Origin of the sequence: Achromobacter sp. Root170, assembly GCF_001428165.1 — a bacterium.
GTDB lineage: Bacteria > Pseudomonadota > Gammaproteobacteria > Burkholderiales > Burkholderiaceae_B > Achromobacter > Achromobacter mucicolens.
The window spans coordinates 856,459-874,760 of the sequence record NZ_LMHN01000012.1 but is presented as its reverse complement, the minus strand read 5'-3'; the positions used below and the strand labels follow the sequence as shown (position 1 = coordinate 874,760).

Sequence of the window (18,302 nt, the reverse complement as noted above, 5' to 3'; positions counted from 1 at the left end):
CAACCGTACACAAGCCGCAATCGTGCTTACACCTTGGCGTGTGTCTCGATGAAACGGCGTACGGCGGCCTCGCTGCAGTCCATGACTTCGACGCGTTGCGGCAGCGATTCCAGGTCAGCAAGGTTGCCCGGCGGCGTGGCCGGACGGCCAAGCGCTTCCTCGATAGTCTCGGAGAACTTGGCCGGCAGCGCGGTTTCCAGCACGAGCATGGGAACGCCCGGCTCGACGAATTCGCGCGCGACCTTCACGCCGTCGGCGGTATGCGGGTCGACCAGCACGCCGGTGGTGTCGTAGACGGACCGGATCGTGGCCAGGCGATCCGTATGCGAGCTGGCGCCCGACACGAAGCCATAACGCGACTCGAACTGGTCCTTCATGTCGGACAGGTCGAATGCGCCATCGCGCGCCATCGTCGTCCACAATTCCTTCACGCGGTCGGTATCGCGGCCCGTCAAGTCGAACACGAAGCGCTCGAAGTTCGACGCGCGCGAAATGTCCATCGAGGGGCTGGACGTGGCATACGTCTGCGCGGCCGCGCGCGGACGGTACACGCCCGTGCGGAAGAACTCCTCCAGCACGTTGTTCTCGTTCGTTGCAAGCACGAGGCGGCGGATGGGCAGGCCCATGCTGCGGGCAATGTGGCCCGACAGGATGTTGCCGAAATTGCCCGACGGCACGGCGAACGACACTTCTTGTCCCGCGCGCTCGGTGGCGCGCAGCCAGCCATGGAAGTAGTAGACAACCTGGGCGGCGATACGGGCCCAGTTGATCGAATTGACGGCGCCTAGACGGTACTTCGTCTTGAAGGCCAGATCGCCGGCCAGCGCCTTGACGATGTCCTGGGCTTCGTCGAAGACCCCGCGCACGGCGATGTTGTGGATATTCTCGTCTTGCAGCGAGTACATCTGCGCGCGCTGGAAGGCGCTCATGCGGCCGTGGGGCGACAGCATGAACACCGCCACGCCCTTCTTGCCGCGCAGCGCGTATTCAGCGGCCGAGCCCGTGTCGCCGGAGGTGGCGCCCACGATGTTCAGCGTCGTGCCACGCTTGGAGAGCACGTACTCAAAGACCTGGCCCAGGAACTGCATGGCCATGTCCTTGAAAGCCAGCGTCGGACCTTCGGACAGGCCCAGCAGCGACAGCCCGCCATCTAGCGGACGCAGCGGAACGATGTCCTCGCTGTTGAAGATCTGCGGCGTGTAGGCGGCACGGGTCAGACGGCGCAGGTCGTCCGAAGGGATGTCCGTGGCAAACAACGACAGCACTTCGAAGGCCAGATCGGCATACGACAGGCCGCGCCACGATTCCAGCGTCTCCGCGGAAACCTGCGGCAGCGTCTGCGGCACCGCCAGCCCGCCGTCGGGCGCCAGGCCTTCGAGCAGGATGTCGGAGAATTCGAGCGGGGCCATGCCGCCGCGCGTAGAGATGTATTTCATGTCAATTGCTCCACGATGCACCGGGCGCCCCCGATCACGTCAGGTTCTCCACGCGCAGGCGCGTCACCTTGGACCGCACGAACGGCAGCGACTCGATGCGCTCGATGGCCTGATTGACGTTGCCTTCGACGGCTTCGTGCGTGAGGAAGATGATGTCGGCGCCGCCGATGTGCGACGGCTGCTGGATCATCGAACCGATGGAAATGCCGCGGTCGGCCAGGATGCGGGCGATGTCCGCCAGCACGCCGGGCTGATCGTCCACGCGCAGACGCAGGTAGTACGACGTGCTGACCTGTTCGATCGGCAGGATCGGGGTGTCCGACATGGCGTCCGGCTGAAAGGCCAGGTGCGGCACGCGGTTGCCCGGATCGGCGGTGTGCAGGCGCGTCACGTCGACCAGGTCGGCCACGACGGCCGAGGCGGTGGGCTCTTCGCCCGCGCCCTGCCCGTAGTACAGCGTCGGGCCGACGGCGTCGCCCTTGACCAGCACCGCGTTCATCGCGCCTTCGACATTGGCCAGCAGGCGCTCGGACGGCACCAGCGCCGGATGCACACGCAGCTCGATGCCGTCGGGGCGGCGCTTGGTGATGCCCAGCAGCTTGATGCGATAGCCCAGGCGCTCGGCGTGTTCGATGTCTTCGGCGGCCAGTTGCGAAATGCCTTCGATGTGGGCGCGGTCGAATTGCACCGGCACCCCGAATGCCAGCGAGGCCAGCAGCGTCAGCTTGTGGGCCGCGTCCACGCCTTCCACGTCGAACGTGGGGTCGGCTTCGGCGTAGCCCAGGCGCTGCGCTTCCGCCAGCACGTCGGCAAACGGCAGCCCGCGCGAGCGCATTTCGGACAGGATGAAATTGGTGGTGCCGTTGATGATGCCGGCCACCCACTGGATGCGGTTGGCGGTCAGGCCTTCGCGGATCGCCTTGATGATGGGGATGCCGCCCGCGACGGCGGCCTCGAAGTTCACCATCACGCCGCGTTCGGACGCGGCGGCGAAGATCTCGTTGCCATGCTTGGCCAGCAAGGCCTTGTTGGCCGTGACCACATGCTTGCCGTTGGCGATGGCTTCGAGCACCAGCTCGCGCGCCAGCGTGTCGCCGCCGATCAGTTCCACGACGATGTCGATGTCGGGATCGCGCACCAGCGCGTGCACATCGGTGTCGACCAGGATGGAGTCGCCCACGCGGGCGCGCGCCTTTTCCACGTCGCGCACGGCGGCGCGGGTGACTTCAATGCGGCGGCCAGCGCGGCGGGCGATTTCCTCGGCGTTGCGGGACAGCACGGTCCACGTGCCGCCGCCAACCACGCCAAGACCAAGCAGACCCACCTTCATGGGTTTCATCGCGCCGCCCTCTGCGGGCGGGCGTTGAGGGGAATTCATTTCACTTCTCCATAATCCTGTGCATGAAGCTGTTGCCACCCGATCGCGATGCCGCGGATCCGGCTCCGCCGGTCCGCAGGCATGCCCCCTCAGAGGGGGAAGCGCGCAGCGCTGCGGGGGTGGGCGTCCATCACTTCAGCAATCCGTCCTTGCGGAACATATCTTTGATGCCGCGCACCGCTTGACGCGTGCGCTGCTCGTTTTCGATAAGTGCGAAGCGCACGTATTCGTCGCCATACTCGCCGAAGCCGATCCCGGGGGACACGGCCACTTTCGCATCCGACAGGACACGCTTGGCAAATTCCAAAGAGCCCATCGCCCGGTAGGGTTCGGGGATCTGCGCCCAGATGTACATGGACGCCTTGGGAATCTCCACATTCCAACCTGCTTCATGCAGGCCGCGCACGAGCACGTCGCGGCGGCTCTGGTATTGCGCCACGATTTCGCTCACGCAGTCCTGCGGGCCGTCCAGCGCGGCGATGGACGCCACCTGGATCGGCGTAAACGTGCCGTAGTCGTGATAGCTCTTGATGCGAGCCAGCGCGTTGACCAGCTCGCGGTTGCCGACCATGTAGCCGATGCGCCAGCCGGCCATGTTGTAGCTCTTGCTCATCGTGAAGAACTCGACGGCGACGTCGCGCGCGCCGGGCACCTGCATGATGGACGGCGCCACATAACCGTCGAACGTGATGTCGGCATACGCCAGGTCATGCACGACGAGAATGTCGTGTTCCTTGGCAAGCGCCACCACGCGCTCGAAGAACGACAGGTCCACGCACTGCGCGGTCGGGTTGCTGGGAAAGCCCAGCACCATCATCTTGGGTTTCGGGATGGATTCGCGCACGGCGCGTTCCAGTTCCTCGAAGAAGTCGACGCCCGGCGTCATGCGCACGGAACGGATGTTGGCGCCCGCGATGACGGCGCCGTAGATGTGGATCGGGTAGCTGGGATTGGGCACCAGCACGGTGTCGCCGCGGTCCAGCGTGGCCAGCATCAGGTGCGCCAGGCCTTCCTTGGAGCCGATGGTGACGATGGCCTCGGAGTCCGGATCGAACTCGACCGCATAGCGGCGCTGGTACCAGTCGCAGATCGCCTTGCGCAGGCGCGGGATGCCCTTGGACACCGAATAGCCGTGGGTGGTGGGACGCGTGGTCGCCTCCACCATCTTGTCGACGATGTGCTTGGGCGTCGCCCCATCCGGATTGCCCATCGACATGTCGATGATGTCTTCGCCACGCCGACGCGCCGCCATCTTGAGCTCGCCGGTAATGTTGAAAACGTACGGGGGCAAACGCTCGATGCGAGAGAACTTCCTCATGATGGGAATCCTTAGGGGCGAAAAGGCAAAAAGACCAGGGCGCGGTCGCGCGAAGGGGAAAGGGGCTCTGAGCCGCGCCAGTTCACGATTGCAGCGCAGCAAAACCCTGTAATCTAGCGCAACGACGCCTTGGCGGCAAATGGGGCAAAAAAGCCCCTTTTTCCCCGTGGATACGTTGCAACATGCGGCGTGTCCGATGCGCTATTATCAAGCACGTAAAGCCGGAGTTTTTATTGAAGCTGCATACCGATCCTGCGACGGCCGCTCTAAACACTGTCACCGCCTACGGCGATGGCTACATCGAGGTCAACCAGGTACGTTTTTCCTCTTCGGTCGCTTTCGGCCCCGAAGGCGAAGTGACCATCTGGCCTGTTGAGTCGACGGCCGACATTACCTCCTCCCTCTTGCTCCAGGCAGCCGGATTGTCCGAGCCCGCCCGCAATCCCCTGGATTTTCTGGATGCCCCGGAAGCCGCGCCCAGCCGCCCGGCCAACGCCCCCGAAGTCCTGCTGGTGGGCACCGGCGGCAAGCAACAGTTCCTGCGTCCCGACGTGCTGCGTCCCCTTTTGGCGATCGGCATCGGCGTTGAAACCATGGACACCCACGCTGCCTCGCGCACCTACAACATCCTGATGGCTGAAGGCCGGCGCGTGGTCGTCGCCCTCATCCCTCCCCACGGAGCCACGAATTAATGACGCCGAGCATAGGCAAACCCGCCCCGTTGTTCACCGCCGAAAGCACGATCGGCCCCATCAGCCTCGAGCAATGCCAGGGGCGGGCCGTGATCCTGTATTTCTATCCCAAGGACAACACGCCCGGCTGCACCACCGAAAGCCAGGATTTCCGCGATCTGCACGCCGGCTTCCTGTCGGCCAGCGCAATCGTGATCGGCATCTCGCGCGACTCGCTGAAGTCGCACGAGAATTTCAAGGCCAAGTACGAGCTTCCTTTCCCTCTCATCTCCGACGCCGACGAAACCGTCTGCAATCTGTTCGGCGTCATCAAGCAGAAGAACATGTATGGAAAGCAGGTGCGCGGCATCGAACGCAGCACCTTCTTGATCGACGCCTATGGCGTGCTGGTGCAGGAGTGGCGCGGGGTGAAGGTCCCGGGCCACGCCAAGGAAGTCCTGCAAGCCGCCAAAAGCATCGGTTAGCCGCACAGGAAACCCGTCAGGCGCTATAGCCGGCCCAAACAGGAGAGTGACGCATATGCCGCTTCCGAAGTTGCCTACCCGCCCCGCAGCCATCCTGACCTTCCCCTCGGGCGAATCCGCCCGGGCGCAGGCCCGCACCACCAAGACTGCCGCTGCGCGGTCCAACACCCAGGCAGCCCTCGCCGAAGACGAGGACGAACTGCTGGTACAGCCAGAACTTGAAGGCCTGGCGGCGCCGGCACGCAAGGCCCACACGCCGTCGCCCGCTCACCAGGCGCCGCCCCCCGCAGCGCCGGCCGCTCGCGCCCCGGCGCGCCAGCAGGCCAAGGCCGCGCCCGCCCCCGCCAAGCGCGGCAAGGCGCGCGCCCAGAATGAACCTCGCAAGCTGTTCGTGCTGGACACGAACGTGCTGCTGCATGATCCCAGTTCGCTCTTCCGCTTCGAAGAGCACGACATCTTCCTGCCGATGATGACGCTGGAAGAACTGGACCACCAGAAAAAGGGCATGTCGGAAGTCGCGCGCAACGCGCGCCAGGTCAGCCGGTCGCTCGATTCGCTGGTGCAGGACGCCACGCACCTGGACGAAGGCCTTGAGCTGGCCAAGCTGGGCAACAAGGATGCCACGGGCCGCCTGATGTTCCAGACCACGGCCATCCACAGCACCCTGCCCTCGGACTTGCCGATGGGCAAGGCCGACAACCAGATCCTGGGTGTGGTGCGCGCCCTGCAGGAAAAATACCCGCAGCGCGAGGTCGTGCTGGTGTCCAAGGACATCAACATGCGCCTGAAGGCGCGCGCGCTGGGCATGGCCGCCGAAGACTACTTCAACGACCATGTCCTCGAAGACTCCGACCTGATGTACTCGGGCGTGATGCAGTTGCCCGAAGACTTCTGGAACAAGCACGGCAAGGACGTCGAATCCTGGCAACAGGGCGGCACCACCTTCTACCGCATCCACGGCCCGCTGTGCTCGCAATTCGTGGTCAATCAGTTCGTCTACTTCGAAGGCCAGATGCCGCTGTACGCGCAAGTGCGCGAAGTCAGCGGCAAGATGGCGGTGCTGGCCACGCTGCGCGACTATACCCACGGCAAGAACAATGTCTGGGGCATCACGGCGCGCAATCGCGAGCAGAATTTCGCCATGAACCTGCTGATGAACCCGGAATGCGATTTCGTGTCGCTGCTGGGCCAGGCCGGCACGGGCAAGACGCTGCTGGCGCTGGCGGCGGGCATCACGCAGGTGCTGGAGACCAAGCGCTACACCGAGATCATCATGACGCGCGTCACGGTGCCCGTCGGTGAAGACATTGGTTTCCTGCCCGGCACCGAAGAGGAAAAGATGCTGCCCTGGATGGGCGCGCTTGAAGACAACCTCGACGTGCTGAACATGGGCGAAGGCGAAGGCAACGGGGACTGGGGCCGCGCGGCCACCATGGACCTCATCCGCTCGCGCATCAAGGTCAAATCCCTGAACTTCATGCGTGGCCGCACCTTCCTGAACAAGTACCTCATCATCGACGAGGCGCAAAACCTGACGCCCAAGCAGATGAAGACGCTGGTGACCCGTGCTGGCCCTGGCACCAAGGTGATCTGCCTGGGCAACATCGCGCAGATCGACACGCCCTACCTGACGGAAGGCAGTTCGGGCCTGACCTTTGTGGTCGACCGCTTCAAGGGCTGGCCGCACTCGGGCCACGTCACGCTGCAGCGTGGCGAGCGCTCCCGCCTGGCCGACTACGCGGGCGACGTGCTCTAGGCTTGTTCTCGCACCGGCAAACAAAAAGCCCCTTGATCGCTCAAGGGGCTTTTTTTCACTACCGCGCGCCGATTATTTGTCGGCTGCGTTGGTGATGGCATTGCCTGCCCGGGACATGTCCTTACCCATGCCGGCGACGGTATTGCAACCGGCCAGCACGAAACCGAACACGACAAAGGCAGTCAGCACAATCTTGCCGCGCATGCTGTGACTCCAAAATGAAAAAATGAAAGCGCCTGCGCTCAGGCGATCTGCACGCGCAGTTCGCCCAGGCCTTCGACGCCGCCAGTGATCACGTCACCTTGGCGCACGGCGCCCACGCCCTCGGGCGTGCCGGTGAAGATGATGTCGCCGGGCTGCAGTTCAAACAGGCCCGACAGATACGAAATGCCTTCCGGAATATTCCACAGCATCTGCGAAATGTCGCTGGATTGCTTGCGCTCGCCGTTGACGTCCAGCCAGATGGCGCCCTTGTCGAGCGTGCCGACCACGCTGCGCGGATGGATGGGGCCCAGCGGCGCCGACTGATCGAAGGCCTTGCCGATTTCCCAGGGGCGGCCCTGCTTCTTCATTTCGCCTTGCAGGTCGCGGCGGGTCATGTCCAGACCCAGCGCATAGCCCCACACGCATTCGTTGGCCTGGTCGACGGGAATGTCGCGGCCGCCCTTGCCCAGCACCACAACCAGCTCCATCTCGTAGTGCAGATTGGAAGTCTTGGGCGGATAAGGCATCTTGCCGGTTTCGCCGTCGGCCACGAACAGCACCGCGTCAGCGGGCTTGCAGAAGAAGAACGGATCTTCACGGCCCGTAAAACCCATTTCCTTGGCATGTTCGGCGTAATTGCGGCCGACGCAATAGACGCGGCGCACGGGGAACAGCGCGGCGCTGCCGGCAACGGGGACCGCGACGGGCGGCTGGGGAGGCAAAACGTAGTCCATGAGCTATCAACCTATGACAAATACGTGACCGGAATATCCGGGAAAAATGTTACCCCGACGCCGCGCGCGCTTGGCATGCCCTGTGCCCCCGCGATGGGGCGTTGTTGTTGTTGGGCGGCCGGGCGTTTGAAAAAGCACTCGCGAGTGTAGCCCTTTCTACGGCCAATGCGAGGACCGCACGGAACGGGCGCCTGCAAGACAACGGCGCGGCGGCGACAGGCCACGGGCCGTCGCGGCCGCGCCGCCGGTAGGCGCCGGCCGGCAAGATGCCGGCTGGCGTGTAGCCCGATCAGCCCTTGGTGTAACGCTCGGCGCTGCGCACGATTTCTTCGTGAGCGGCGTCCACGCCCTTCCAGCCCTTGACCTTGACCCACTTGCCCTTTTCCAGGTCCTTGTAGTGCTCGAAGAAATGCTGGATGCGGGAGATGTCTTCCGCGGGCAGATCCTCGTAGGACTTGATGTTGCGGTACGGGGGGTACAGCTTTTCGATCGGCACGGCCAGCAGCTTGGCGTCGCCGCCCGACTCGTCGTCCATTTCCAGCACGCCGATGGCGCGGCAGCGCACGACGGCGCCGATCTGGATGGGGAACGGGGTCAGGACCAGGACGTCGGCGGGGTCGCCGTCTTCGGACAGGGTCTGGGGGATGTAGCCGTAGTTGCACGGATAGTGCATGGCCGTCAGCATGAAGCGGTCAACGAAGATTGCACCGGAATCCTTGTCGACCTCGTACTTCACCGGGTCGGCGTTCATGGGGATTTCGATGATGACGTTGAAGTCTTCCGGCAGCTTCTTGCCAGGGGAGACGCGATCAAGACTCATGGTTCAACCTTGTTTGTCTGAAAGGATATTCAAATCGAGCCGTCGTCCTTGAACGGCGGCTTGGTGGTGGGCACGGGCGCCGCGGGCGGCGCAGGCTTGGGGGCCGGCGCGGCAGGGGCCGGCGCATACGTGGGCACGGGCTCGTCGAACGCCGCAGCAGGAATGGGCGCGCTGTCGAAGTATTCGTCGATGTCGGACGTTCCGCGAGCCAGCGGCGCGTCTTCGGGCGCCAGGGCGCGGTCTTGCTGCGCCTTGCTGGCGCGGGCATCCGGATCCAGTACGTAGTCCGACGCCGATGCGGCAGCCGGCGGCAAGGCCGGGTAATCGCCACGGGTGTCCGCATCGCTGTCCGTGTCCGACAGGCCGACGGCATAGCCGCCTTCGGCATCCACGCGATACGGGTCCGAGCCGGTGTCCGCGGCGGGAAGCGCCGCATCCGAGGCCAGCACCGGCAACGCCATGCTGGCGGCCGTGGCCAGGCGCCAGTGGCGCACGGCATCGACCGGCCGGTCCAGACGATCGTACAGACTGCCCAACAGCGCGTGCGTCTGCGCATCGCTGCGGCGGGCCAGGCTGCGCAAGAGGTAGCGTTCGGCCTGCCCCCAGAGCTGGCCATTCAGGCACAGCATGCCCAGGGCGGTCAGAAGGTCGGGATCGGTCGGGCGTTGATGCAGCCAGGTCTCGGCCTTGGCCAGGCGCCGCGACACCTGGTCGGCTTCGCAGCGGGCGTAGGCCGCCACCAGGGCGGGATTGAACTTGACCGCGATGGCCGATTCCAGGACGCGCGCCGCTTCGTTGGGCTCGCCGGCGGCTTCGAATGCCGCGGCACCCGCCAGGGCGATTTCCGGGAGCAGGCGCTCTTCGGCCTTGAGGTCTTTCCAGATGGGACGCCAGGCATCGTTGGCCGCGGCGGCACGCAAGCGCGCGGCGCCCGCGGCATCGATCAGGACGTCGGCTTCGGGTCGGCCCAGCGCATTGCGGCGCGACAGTCCGCGCGCCAGCGTGAAAACCTGTTCCTGATGATTCAGAGCCGTGTGCGCCCGCAGCAGCAGGCGCATGGTGTGCAAATGACGGGCGCCGCCGTCGGCCAGCGGGCCCAGCACGGTCAGTGCGCGTTCAGCGCGGCCCTGATCGAGCAGCATGTCGGCCGAGACGGTGGCGGTGGCTTCAATGAGGCCGGGCTCGGTGCCGGCCTGCTCTTGCGCGTTGGCCAGCAGACGGTCGCGCCGGTCGAATTCGCCCAGGCCATGCGCGGCACGTGCAGCCGACAGGGCTGCCAGCACGCGCCGCGTGCGGACCTTGGTCTGGTCCAGAAGCTTGGTCAGGTCTTTTTCGGCGTGGGCGTAGCGGCCTTCAAGCAGGCCGATCCAGCCGCGTTCGAGCAATTCGTGGTCGCGCGCCTGCGCGCGCTTGCCGCGCCAGGCCCGGACGCGATCGGGAATGGCGAGCAGCCAGGCCAGAAGCCGCAGGCCCACGTACAGGATGATGAAGGTGGCGACGATGAGCAGGACGGCAAGCGTCAGCGACATCTCGATGCGCCACGGCCACACCAGAAGCAGCACGTTGCCCGCGTGCGAGCGCAGGACCACCGCCAGGGCGACGGCGACGACGGCGAGCAGCAGGGTCCAGAACCAGGTACGCATGGGTTCAGTCCTGGTCGCTGGTCTTGAAGCCGGCGGCGCGCAGGGCCGCCACGGCGTTCAGGCTGTCCGCCACATCCGGCATGCGCACGGCGATGTCGGTCTGGGCCAGTTCGCGCGCAAGCGTCTGCGCGGCGACGGTGTCAGGCGAGCGGCCATCGAAGTACTTGGAAAGCGTGGTGCCGACATTGTCGAGCTCGCTCTTCCAGACCGAGGGCTGGCGCATCAGCATCGCGAGCTGCGCGGTCAACAGGCGCTGGCGCAGCGTGCCGCGCACCTGATCGGCCTGTTCGGGCGACAACAGCAGCGCGGCCGGTTCGTCCACGCGCTGGATGGTGATGAGACCGCCAAGTTCGTGAGCCAGCGCGGAGCCCGCGCGGCCAGGCCACGAGGCCACTTCGGCGCGCCAGCGCTGCCACCAGGGCGCATCGGCGGGCAGGCCGGCCTGCGGATCGATCGTGGGGGCCGGCGCGGGTGGTTGGGCTTGACCGACCGGCGACACGCCCGGCGACACGGTGTCCGGCACCAGCAGCGGCGCCTTGCCGATCAGCGCGACCAGGCGTTCGATACGGCCCGATTGCGCGGGGATGTCGACGGTGGACACGGCACGCAGGCGGTCCAGGTCGCCATTGATGGATTGCTGCAGGCTGGAGAACCGCGGGCGGTCGGCACGCGCCAGGCGCGATTGCGCGGTTTCCAGGGCGACGATGGCGTTGGAGACGTTGCCGGCCAGGCGCAATTGCTGATTGGCGATGGTCAGCAGGCGTTCGACGTCATTGGCCAACAGTTCGTCGCTGGCGCTGTCGTTGAAGTTCTGCCAAGCCTGTTGCAAGGCGTTGTATTGGCTTTGCGTTTCGCGCAGCGTGTCTTCGAGTTCGGCGACGCGGCCGGTCTGCGCCTGCGCGAGGGCAAGCGCTTCGCGGGTGTCCTTGCGGGCTTGCGCCACATCGGCGCTGAGCGTATCCAGGCGCGTTGCCACTTCGCGGCCCGCGGAGACGAACTGGGTGCGTTGCTTCCACAACGCATATCCCAGGCCCACGGCCAACAGGATGACGATTATCAGCGCGGTGGCCAAAGGACCACTGCCGCGCTTGGCCGGACGGGCCTTGACGGAGTCGGCCGGGGCCGATGCGGACGCGCTTGCGTCCGGGGCGGCCGGATGAACGGCCGAATCGGTAGCGGGAGTCTTATCTGTCATGACGCGATTGTATTCGGTGTCAGTCCGAACCAACGAATCAAGCAGCAACAAAAGCCTGGAAAATCGACTCGTCGTTGGGCACGCAGATTTTTACCATCGCCGGCTCGGACGCGCCAATGCGAGGCTGCGGCAGGCGGCCAACCAGCGAGGGGTGCGTGGCGACGAAGCGGCAGCGCTGCCACCACCCGGTCAGACCCGCGGCGCTGAGCTGACCATAAATGGCGTCGACGCCTTCTCCGCTGGTGACCAGCCAGGTGGCGGTGACGCCTGCATCGGCCCATCGCCTGAGGGTGGCAAGCTGTTCCGCGGTCCAGCCAGCCGGTTGCCGACGGTAGGCCGCGTGGCGCGTCACGTGCGCACCATGCGCTTCGAGCGTATCGCCGAGCCAGTCCCGCCCCTGCGTGCCCCGCACCACCAGTACGCGCGCGGGCAACTGAGGCTGGGCAGCAAGCACGCGCCAAAGCGCCTCGGAATCATGGCTGGGGGCCGACTCGTCCGGATGCAGAACTGTTGTATTCACGCCAAAACGGCCGGTCTCGCGCAGCGCCTGGGCACTGGCGGGCCCGACCGTGGCGACCGCGACGCCCGCAGGCCAGTCCGCGGCGCCATCGGCGCGCGCGAGCTGATCCAGGTATTGGCGCGCGGCATTGCCGCTGACGAACACGACGAGGTCGTAGGCCGACGGCCGGGGCAGGTCTTCGGCAGCGACAGACAGGGGGTGGATTTCAAGTGCGGGCAGGATGCACGGTTGCCAACCGGCGCCCTGCAGGCGGCCGGCCAGCGCTTCATTGCGCCCTGCGGGCCGCGTCAGGATGGCGATGCGCGGCCCGTCGGCGGCTGCAAACGCCGGGTCCATCAGTCGGACCCGGGGTTTTGCAGCAGTTCGCGAAGAATCGTCTCTGCACCCGCCTCCAGGAGTTCGGAGGCGGCGGCTTCGCCGATGGCTTCGGCTTCGGTCATGGGACCGCTGTGCGTGGCATGAACGACACGGGTGCCGTCGGGCGAGGCCACCAGCGCGCGCAGCGACAGCGTGTCGCCGGCAAGCTGGGCAAAGGCGGCCAGGGGCACCTGGCAGGAGCCGCCCAGCTTGCGCGACACCGCGCGCTCGGCGAGCACGCAAGCGGTCGTGTCTGCACTGACCAGCGGAGCCAGCCACGCGCGCATGTCGTCGCGGTCGTCACGGATTTCGATGCCGAGGGCGCCCTGCCCGGCCGCCGGCAGGCTGTCGGCGGGGTCGAGCAGGCTGCGGATGCGCTCGCCCATGCCAAGACGGTCCAGGCCGGCGGCGGCCAGGACGATGGCGTCGTAGTCGCCCTTGTCGAGCTTGGAGAGGCGCGTATCCAGATTGCCGCGCAGGGGCTTGACCACCAGGGCGGGAAACCGGGAACGGATCTGGGACTCGCGGCGCAGGCTGGACGTGCCGACCACGGCGCCCGCGGGCAGGTCGGCCAGCGAGGCATAACGGTTGGACACGAAGGCATCGCGCGGATCCGCGCGATCGAGGACGGCGCAAAGCTCAAACGGCGCCTGCAGATCCACCGGCACGTCCTTGAGGGAGTGGACGGCGAGATCGGCACGGCCGTCGAGCAGCGCGTTTTCGAGTTCCTTGACGAACAGACCCTTGCCGCCCACCTTGGACAGCGTGCGGTCGAGGATCTGGTCGCCTCGGGTTGTCAGGGTAAGAAGTTCAACTGCGCACGCTGGGTACAGCGTGCGCAGCCGATCGCGCACATGCTCGGCTTGCCACAGGGCAAGCCGGCTGGCGCGGGTCGCAATGACCAGACGTTGCGGTAGAGACACGTGACGCCATCAAACGAAGTTGGAGACGATGATCGTCGCGACTACCCCGAGGATGGCCAGCACGAACAGACCCTGAAGAAGGCTCAGGCCCGATTCGGATTGCTGGGGATCGGTGGATCTACGCAGACTCATGTGCTGATTCCTTGGAAGCGTTCTTGCGGCTTGCAAGCCACCGTCCAAGGACAACAACGAGCAAGGCGCCAATGATTTCAGCGGCGATTTTAACCGTAGTCGGCTGAACGCCAAATTGACGCTCGACAATAACGTCGGTGACCAGCATGCCGCCAGCGATCCAGCCCAGCAGGCCCGCGCCGAAGGTGACGACCAGCGGATAGCGGTCGATGAGCTTGAGCACCAGCGTGCTGCCCCAGATGATGATCGGCACACTGACGACCAGGCCGAAGATGACCAGGCCCAGCTGATGGTCGGCATGCGCATTTTGCGCGGCGCCGGCGATGGCGATCACGTTGTCCAGGCTCATCACGAAGTCAGCAATGATGATGGTCTTGATCGCGGCGACGATGGATGTGCCGCCCTTGATGTCGCCATGCGCATCGTCTTCGGGAACCAGAAGCTTGACGCCGATCCAGACGAGCAGCAGCGCGCCCACGACCTTCAGGAACGGGATGTTCAGAAGCTGCATTGCGAAGGCGATCAGCACGACGCGCAGAATGATTGCCCCTGCGGTGCCCCACAAAATGCCTTGCATCCGTTGCTTGGGCGCCAGGTTGCGACACGCCAGCGCGATCACGACAGCGTTGTCGCCGCCGAGCAGGATGTCGATAAGGATGATCTGAAATACCGCTGCCCAACTCAGCGTCTGAAAAAACTCAAGCACTTTGAACCCCCGAAGGCATTTATGAAAAGAATGGCCGGTCCCGGCCCGGCCGCCCTGCCGCGCGCCTTCGCGCGGCAGGTTTATTTAGAAAAACATATTATTGTAGTTCAGCTTTCAGTCAGCTTTCCGACGCGCAAGCAAAACTTTACCAATCAGCAGCACCAGCACCGCGCCCAGCGCGCCCGACATCAGTGCGAAGCTGTGCTGAGTAACGCCCAATGCGGCATCTATACGCGCCACCGGCTCTTGCAACGCCGGGTCGCCCACCAGCAGCTCGCCTGCGATGAAACCCAGCAGCGCCGCCCCAACCCAGACGATGAGCGGGAAGCGTTCGATGACCTTCAAGAGCAGCGTGCTGCCAAAGATGACCAGCGGAATACTGATGGCCAGGCCGAGCACCAGCAACGTCGTGTCGCCCATCGCAGCGGCGGCGACGGCCACCACGTTGTCCAGGCTCATGACCAGGTCGGCGATCATGATGGTGCGGATGGCGGTCAACAGGTTGCCATGCGACTTGCCGGCACCGTCTTCTTCGCCTTCGGGCAGCAGCAAGGTGACGCCGATGTAGACCAGGAGCAGCGCGCCGATCAGCTTGAGCCACGGCAGCAACAACAGCTTGGCCGCGACGAGCGTCAGTACGATACGCATGATGATCGCAGCGGCGGAACCGACCACGATCGCTTTTTTCTGTTGTGCCGGAGGCAACGAGCGCGCTGCCAGCGCAATAACCACGGCGTTGTCGCCCGATAGCAGAATGTTGACCCAAATGATCTGGAGCAACGCGATCCAGAATGCCGCTGAACTGAGTTCCATGCCTCTCTTTCCTAGGTGTGATCCCCCTAGGACAAAACCAAATTAATGGATGAATTGAACGCAAAAACGTACTGACCGTCTTGGTGCGAGCCCGACGGCATTCTTGCTGGTACGCGCAAAATTTCTTTCATTATAGTTTCGTTCAGCTTTCCGTATGATTGACCCGGCCGCTTCCTGGACGCGGGATTTCCCTAAGAAAGCCTCAAAAACCCGGAGCAAAAAAAAGCCCGCCGAAGCGGGCTTTTTATCGCGCGTTGCTGAAACTTACAGCACCGACTTGAGCAGCTTGCCCATTTCGGAGGGGTTGCGCGTGGTGCGGATGCCGCAGGCTTCCATGACTTCCAGCTTGGCATCGGCCGTGTCGGCGCCGCCGGAGATCAGCGCGCCGGCGTGGCCCATGCGCTTTCCGGGAGGGGCGGTGACGCCAGCGATGAAGCCGACGACCGGCTTCTTCATGTTGTCCTTGGCCCACTGCGCGGCGTTGACTTCGTCCGGGCCGCCGATTTCGCCGATCATGATGACGGCGTCGGTGTCGGGATCGTCATTGAACAGCTTGAGCACGTCGACGTGCTTCAGGCCGTTGATGGGGTCGCCACCGATACCGACAGCGCTGGATTGGCCCAGGCCCAGTTCGGTGACTTGCGCCACGGCTTCGTACGTCAGGGTGCCCGAGCGGCTGACGATGCCGATGCGGCCCTTGCGGTGGATGTGACCGGGCATGATGCCGATCTTGATTTCGTCCGGGGTGATCAGGCCGGGGCAGTTCGGGCCCAGCAGCAGCGTCTTGCTGCCCTTGGCCTTCATGCGGTTCTTGACTTCGAGCATGTCGCGGACCGGGATCCCTTCGGTAATGCAGATCACCAGATCCAGTTCGGCTTCGACGGCTTCCCAGATGGCGGCAGCGGCGCCGGCGGGCGGCACGTAGATGACCGAGACGGTGGCGCCGGTGTCGGCCTTGGCGTCCTTGACCGACGCGAAGATCGGCACGCCTTCGAAGTCCTCGCCCGCCTTCTTGGGGTTCACGCCGGCCACGAAGGCGGCCTTGCCATTGGCGTACTCACGGCACATGCGGGTGTGGAACTGGCCCGTCTTGCCCGTGATGCCCTGGGTGATGACCTTGGTGTCCTTGTTGATCAGAATCGACATTGTGAATCCTTGATTTTTGCTTTACTTGACGGCGGCTACGACGCGGGTGGCAGCTTCGGCCATCGTGTCGGCGCTGATGATCGGCAGGCCGGAGTCGGCCAGCATCTTCTTGCCGAGTTCTTCGTTGGTGCCCTTCATGCGCACGACCAGCGGCACGTTCAGGTTGACGGCCTTGCAAGCGGTGATGACGCCTTCGGCGATCACGTCGCAGCGCATGATGCCGCCGAAGATGTTGACCAGGATGGCCTTGACGCTCTTGTTGGCCAGCATGATCTTGAAGGCTTCCGTGACCTTCTCGGCCGTGGCGCCGCCGCCGACGTCCAGGAAGTTGGCCGGCTCGCCGCCGAACAGCTTGATGGTGTCCATCGTGGCCATGGCCAGACCGGCGCCGTTCACCAGGCAGCCGATGTTGCCGTCGAGCTGGATGTAGGCGAGGTCGAACTTGCTGGCTTCGATTTCAGCGGGATCTTCTTCGTCCAGGTCGCGGTAGGCGACGATTTCCGGATGACGGAACAGGGCGTTGGAGTCGAAGTTGAACTTGGCGTCCAGGGCGATGATGTTGCCCTTGCTGTCGCGGTTCAGGGGGTTGATTTCGACCAGGGAGGCGTCGGTGTCCATGTAGCACTTGTAGAGCTTCTGGAACACGTCAACGGCCTGGGCGGTCGAGTCGGCGGGCAGACCGATCGCGTTGGCGATCTTGGTGGCTTGCTCGGCGGAAAGGCCAACCAGCGGGTCGATGTATTCGGTGATGATCTTTTCGGGCGTGGAGTGAGCCACTTCCTCGATGTCCATGCCGCCTTCGCTGGAAGCGATGAAAGCGACATTCTGCGTGGCGCGGTCGGTGACCAGCGAAACGTAGTATTCCTTCTGGATGTCGGCGCCGTCTTCGATGTACAGGCGGCGGACCTTCTGGCCTTCGGGGCCGGTCTGATGCGTGATCAGCTGCATGCCCAGGATTTCGGATGCCAGCTTGCGGACGTCGTCCAGCGAGCGGGCCAGCTTGACGCCGCCGCCCTTGCCGCGGCCACCCGCGTGGATTTGTGCCTTGACGACCCAAACCGGTCCACCCAGCTTTTCAGCGGCAGCCACGGCCTCGTCGACGGAAAGAGCGGGGATCCCGCGCGGCACGGGGACGCCAAATTGCTTCAGCAGTTCCTTGCCTTGATACTCGTGGATTTTCATGTGTTACCTGTCAGGACGTATGAGAAAAAGAAGGTGAATCGGAGGACGACTCGGCCGATGCCTCAGCGCTACCCCCGGTGTACCACTCGGGATAATGCTCAGCCACCACAGGGCCGCCAGTGCTGAGCGCATGGCAGCCGTCCAGTTGGAATGGACGCCGGTTCGGGTTGGGTTCCTGCCGCCGGCGGTTGGCCATGGTCTGGACCGCCGCGGTGGGAAGCACCTGCGACAGTTCGGTCATGTGCGTACAGCCCTCCACATGCCCGAACCGCTCTTTGACCTGGCGGCGGAACCCCTTGAGCAGGTTCATGCCGATCAGGTCAGTGTACGCCGGCTCGATGGCCTTGCAATGCTCGCCATAAGGCGCCGCATCATAGACGGCCTGAGCCGCCACGATCGAGAATTCCTCGTCGATGGTGATGCGCAGGTGCATATGGTGGATGGGCTGCCCGGCCTTGAACATCTCGCCGTCGCGCTTCGGAAAATCGTACGCTTTCACGTCGATCAGCTCGGCTTCCAGGTCCCAGTTGCCGTCATCGCGCGCGTACGACTGCACACGTATGGAACGCGTATGCAGCGGTTGGCGAGGACAATCCGGCGGTGGCAAGGGCATGCGAGGGGGCCTGCGGGGCAAAGATGGCCTGCGCGTATGGTGCGCGGCAACAAAACCTTCAAAGTATAGCGCAGGCGGCATTCGCGCAATCGTATTAATTGGGCGGCGGATGCCCCGCTGTCCGGTCCGCTGACCGCGCCGCCGTGACTTCCCTCCTTCCACGCGCCCCCTGCCGGTTTCGCCGCGCGGCTCGGCGTGGGACTGGAAATGGCGTCTGCAGCAGGCAAAAACCCGGCGCGCGCGGGGCGCGCGGCCGGGTTGGAAATGCAG

At 64.7% G+C, this 18,302-nt stretch carries 19 protein-coding genes; 3 read left to right on the top strand and 16 right to left on the bottom strand.

Annotated elements, in window-relative coordinates; genetic code table 11:
• Positions 1-26 precede the first annotated feature (26 nt).
• The 3 genes from thrC to alaC all read right to left on the bottom strand — a co-directional run bounded on the left by thrC (position 27) and on the right by alaC (position 4,132).
• Complete coding sequence (gene thrC / locus ASD87_RS14220; protein WP_056322585.1) at positions 27-1,436, bottom strand: threonine synthase; 1,410 nt, start codon at positions 1,434-1,436, stop codon at positions 27-29.
• A 34-nt stretch (positions 1,437-1,470) separates the two neighbouring features.
• A complete protein-coding gene (locus ASD87_RS14215; RefSeq protein ID WP_056322581.1) occupies positions 1,471-2,775 on the bottom strand; it encodes a homoserine dehydrogenase in 1,305 nt (434 codons plus the stop codon).
• Between the two features lie 169 nt (positions 2,776-2,944).
• Positions 2,945-4,132 (bottom strand): alanine transaminase, encoded by a 1,188-nt coding sequence (alaC, locus tag ASD87_RS14210; protein WP_056322579.1) that lies wholly within the window; start codon positions 4,130-4,132, stop codon positions 2,945-2,947.
• A gap of 233 nt (positions 4,133-4,365) precedes the next feature.
• Here alaC and ASD87_RS14205 point away from each other — a divergent pair, with 233 nt between their 5' ends.
• The 3 genes from ASD87_RS14205 to ASD87_RS14195 are packed head-to-tail and all read left to right on the top strand — an operon-like array spanning position 4,366 to position 7,044.
• Positions 4,366-4,824, top strand: coding sequence for an Mth938-like domain-containing protein (locus tag ASD87_RS14205; RefSeq protein WP_056322576.1), 459 nt, complete (start codon positions 4,366-4,368; stop codon positions 4,822-4,824).
• Positions 4,824-5,288, top strand: coding sequence for a peroxiredoxin (locus ASD87_RS14200; RefSeq protein WP_056322573.1), 465 nt, complete (start codon positions 4,824-4,826; stop codon positions 5,286-5,288). Before ASD87_RS14205 ends, ASD87_RS14200 begins: the two co-directional genes overlap by 1 nt.
• Before the next feature lie 55 nt (positions 5,289-5,343).
• A complete protein-coding gene (locus tag ASD87_RS14195; protein ID WP_056322570.1) occupies positions 5,344-7,044 on the top strand; it encodes a PhoH family protein in 1,701 nt (566 codons plus the stop codon).
• Between the two features lie 72 nt (positions 7,045-7,116).
• Here the strand turns inward: ASD87_RS14195 and ASD87_RS14190 are convergent, their stop codons facing one another.
• From ASD87_RS14190 to ASD87_RS14135, 13 genes are all read right to left on the bottom strand, one after another.
• On the bottom strand, positions 7,117-7,248 hold the full coding sequence (locus tag ASD87_RS14190) for an entericidin A/B family lipoprotein (RefSeq protein WP_008164311.1): 132 nt from the start codon (positions 7,246-7,248) through the stop codon (positions 7,117-7,119).
• A gap of 38 nt (positions 7,249-7,286) precedes the next feature.
• Positions 7,287-7,982, bottom strand: coding sequence for a fumarylacetoacetate hydrolase family protein (locus tag ASD87_RS14185; protein WP_056322568.1), 696 nt, complete (start codon positions 7,980-7,982; stop codon positions 7,287-7,289).
• Between the two features lie 289 nt (positions 7,983-8,271).
• Positions 8,272-8,802 carry an inorganic diphosphatase gene (ppa, locus tag ASD87_RS14180; protein ID WP_056322566.1) on the bottom strand — a complete coding sequence of 177 codons (531 nt, stop codon included), beginning with the start codon at positions 8,800-8,802 and terminating at the stop codon, positions 8,272-8,274.
• Positions 8,803-8,831: 29 nt separating this feature from the next.
• Positions 8,832-10,445, bottom strand: a complete 1,614-nt coding sequence (locus tag ASD87_RS14175) for a heme biosynthesis HemY N-terminal domain-containing protein (protein ID WP_056322563.1) — start codon at positions 10,443-10,445, stop codon at positions 8,832-8,834.
• 4 nt (positions 10,446-10,449) lie between these two features.
• On the bottom strand, positions 10,450-11,640 hold the full coding sequence (locus ASD87_RS14170) for a uroporphyrinogen-III C-methyltransferase (protein ID WP_056322772.1): 1,191 nt from the start codon (positions 11,638-11,640) through the stop codon (positions 10,450-10,452).
• 37 nt (positions 11,641-11,677) lie between these two features.
• Positions 11,678-12,496, bottom strand: coding sequence for a uroporphyrinogen-III synthase (locus tag ASD87_RS14165; RefSeq protein ID WP_056322561.1), 819 nt, complete (start codon positions 12,494-12,496; stop codon positions 11,678-11,680).
• Positions 12,496-13,440 carry a hydroxymethylbilane synthase gene (gene hemC, locus ASD87_RS14160; protein ID WP_056322558.1) on the bottom strand — a complete coding sequence of 315 codons (945 nt, stop codon included), beginning with the start codon at positions 13,438-13,440 and terminating at the stop codon, positions 12,496-12,498. The genes ASD87_RS14165 and hemC overlap by 1 nt, the downstream gene beginning before the upstream one ends.
• 9 nt (positions 13,441-13,449) lie before the next feature.
• Positions 13,450-13,572, bottom strand: coding sequence for a hypothetical protein (locus tag ASD87_RS27500; protein WP_255357201.1), 123 nt, complete (start codon positions 13,570-13,572; stop codon positions 13,450-13,452).
• Positions 13,559-14,278 carry a TerC family protein gene (locus ASD87_RS14155; protein WP_056322555.1) on the bottom strand — a complete coding sequence of 240 codons (720 nt, stop codon included), beginning with the start codon at positions 14,276-14,278 and terminating at the stop codon, positions 13,559-13,561. The genes ASD87_RS27500 and ASD87_RS14155 overlap by 14 nt, the downstream gene beginning before the upstream one ends.
• A gap of 114 nt (positions 14,279-14,392) precedes the next feature.
• The gene (locus tag ASD87_RS14150; RefSeq protein WP_056322553.1) at positions 14,393-15,091 is read right to left on the bottom strand and encodes a TerC family protein; all 699 of its coding nucleotides are present in this window, start codon (positions 15,089-15,091) and stop codon (positions 14,393-14,395) included.
• A 264-nt stretch (positions 15,092-15,355) separates the two neighbouring features.
• Positions 15,356-16,237 carry a succinate--CoA ligase subunit alpha gene (sucD, locus tag ASD87_RS14145; protein ID WP_056322550.1) on the bottom strand — a complete coding sequence of 294 codons (882 nt, stop codon included), beginning with the start codon at positions 16,235-16,237 and terminating at the stop codon, positions 15,356-15,358.
• Positions 16,238-16,258: 21 nt separating this feature from the next.
• Complete coding sequence (gene sucC, locus ASD87_RS14140) at positions 16,259-17,419, bottom strand: ADP-forming succinate--CoA ligase subunit beta (RefSeq protein WP_056322547.1); 1,161 nt, start codon at positions 17,417-17,419, stop codon at positions 16,259-16,261.
• Between the two features lie 10 nt (positions 17,420-17,429).
• Positions 17,430-18,032: a DUF2889 domain-containing protein gene (locus ASD87_RS14135; protein ID WP_056322544.1), complete on the bottom strand. Its 603-nt coding sequence runs from the start codon at positions 18,030-18,032 to the stop codon at positions 17,430-17,432.
• Positions 18,033-18,302: the final 270 nt, after the last annotated feature.

Coding starts and splice junctions, on each gene's coding strand:
- sucD (WP_056322550.1), bottom strand. CDS start 16,237: ATGTCGATTCTGATCAACAAGGACACCAAGGTCATCACCCAGGGCATC.
- alaC (WP_056322579.1), bottom strand. CDS start 4,132: ATGAGGAAGTTCTCTCGCATCGAGCGTTTGCCCCCGTACGTTTTCAAC.
- ASD87_RS14200 (WP_056322573.1), top strand. CDS start 4,824: ATGACGCCGAGCATAGGCAAACCCGCCCCGTTGTTCACCGCCGAAAGC.
- ASD87_RS14175 (WP_056322563.1), bottom strand. CDS start 10,445: ATGCGTACCTGGTTCTGGACCCTGCTGCTCGCCGTCGTCGCCGTCGCC.
- ASD87_RS14165 (WP_056322561.1), bottom strand. CDS start 12,496: ATGGACCCGGCGTTTGCAGCCGCCGACGGGCCGCGCATCGCCATCCTG.
- ppa (WP_056322566.1), bottom strand. CDS start 8,802: ATGAGTCTTGATCGCGTCTCCCCTGGCAAGAAGCTGCCGGAAGACTTC.
- ASD87_RS14150 (WP_056322553.1), bottom strand. CDS start 15,091: ATGGAACTCAGTTCAGCGGCATTCTGGATCGCGTTGCTCCAGATCATT.
- thrC (WP_056322585.1), bottom strand. CDS start 1,436: ATGAAATACATCTCTACGCGCGGCGGCATGGCCCCGCTCGAATTCTCC.
- ASD87_RS14185 (WP_056322568.1), bottom strand. CDS start 7,982: ATGGACTACGTTTTGCCTCCCCAGCCGCCCGTCGCGGTCCCCGTTGCC.
- ASD87_RS14135 (WP_056322544.1), bottom strand. CDS start 18,032: ATGCCCTTGCCACCGCCGGATTGTCCTCGCCAACCGCTGCATACGCGT.
- ASD87_RS14170 (WP_056322772.1), bottom strand. CDS start 11,640: ATGACAGATAAGACTCCCGCTACCGATTCGGCCGTTCATCCGGCCGCC.
- sucC (WP_056322547.1), bottom strand. CDS start 17,419: ATGAAAATCCACGAGTATCAAGGCAAGGAACTGCTGAAGCAATTTGGC.
- ASD87_RS27500 (WP_255357201.1), bottom strand. CDS start 13,572: ATGAGTCTGCGTAGATCCACCGATCCCCAGCAATCCGAATCGGGCCTG.
- ASD87_RS14190 (WP_008164311.1), bottom strand. CDS start 7,248: ATGCGCGGCAAGATTGTGCTGACTGCCTTTGTCGTGTTCGGTTTCGTG.
- ASD87_RS14195 (WP_056322570.1), top strand. CDS start 5,344: ATGCCGCTTCCGAAGTTGCCTACCCGCCCCGCAGCCATCCTGACCTTC.
- ASD87_RS14215 (WP_056322581.1), bottom strand. CDS start 2,775: ATGAAACCCATGAAGGTGGGTCTGCTTGGTCTTGGCGTGGTTGGCGGC.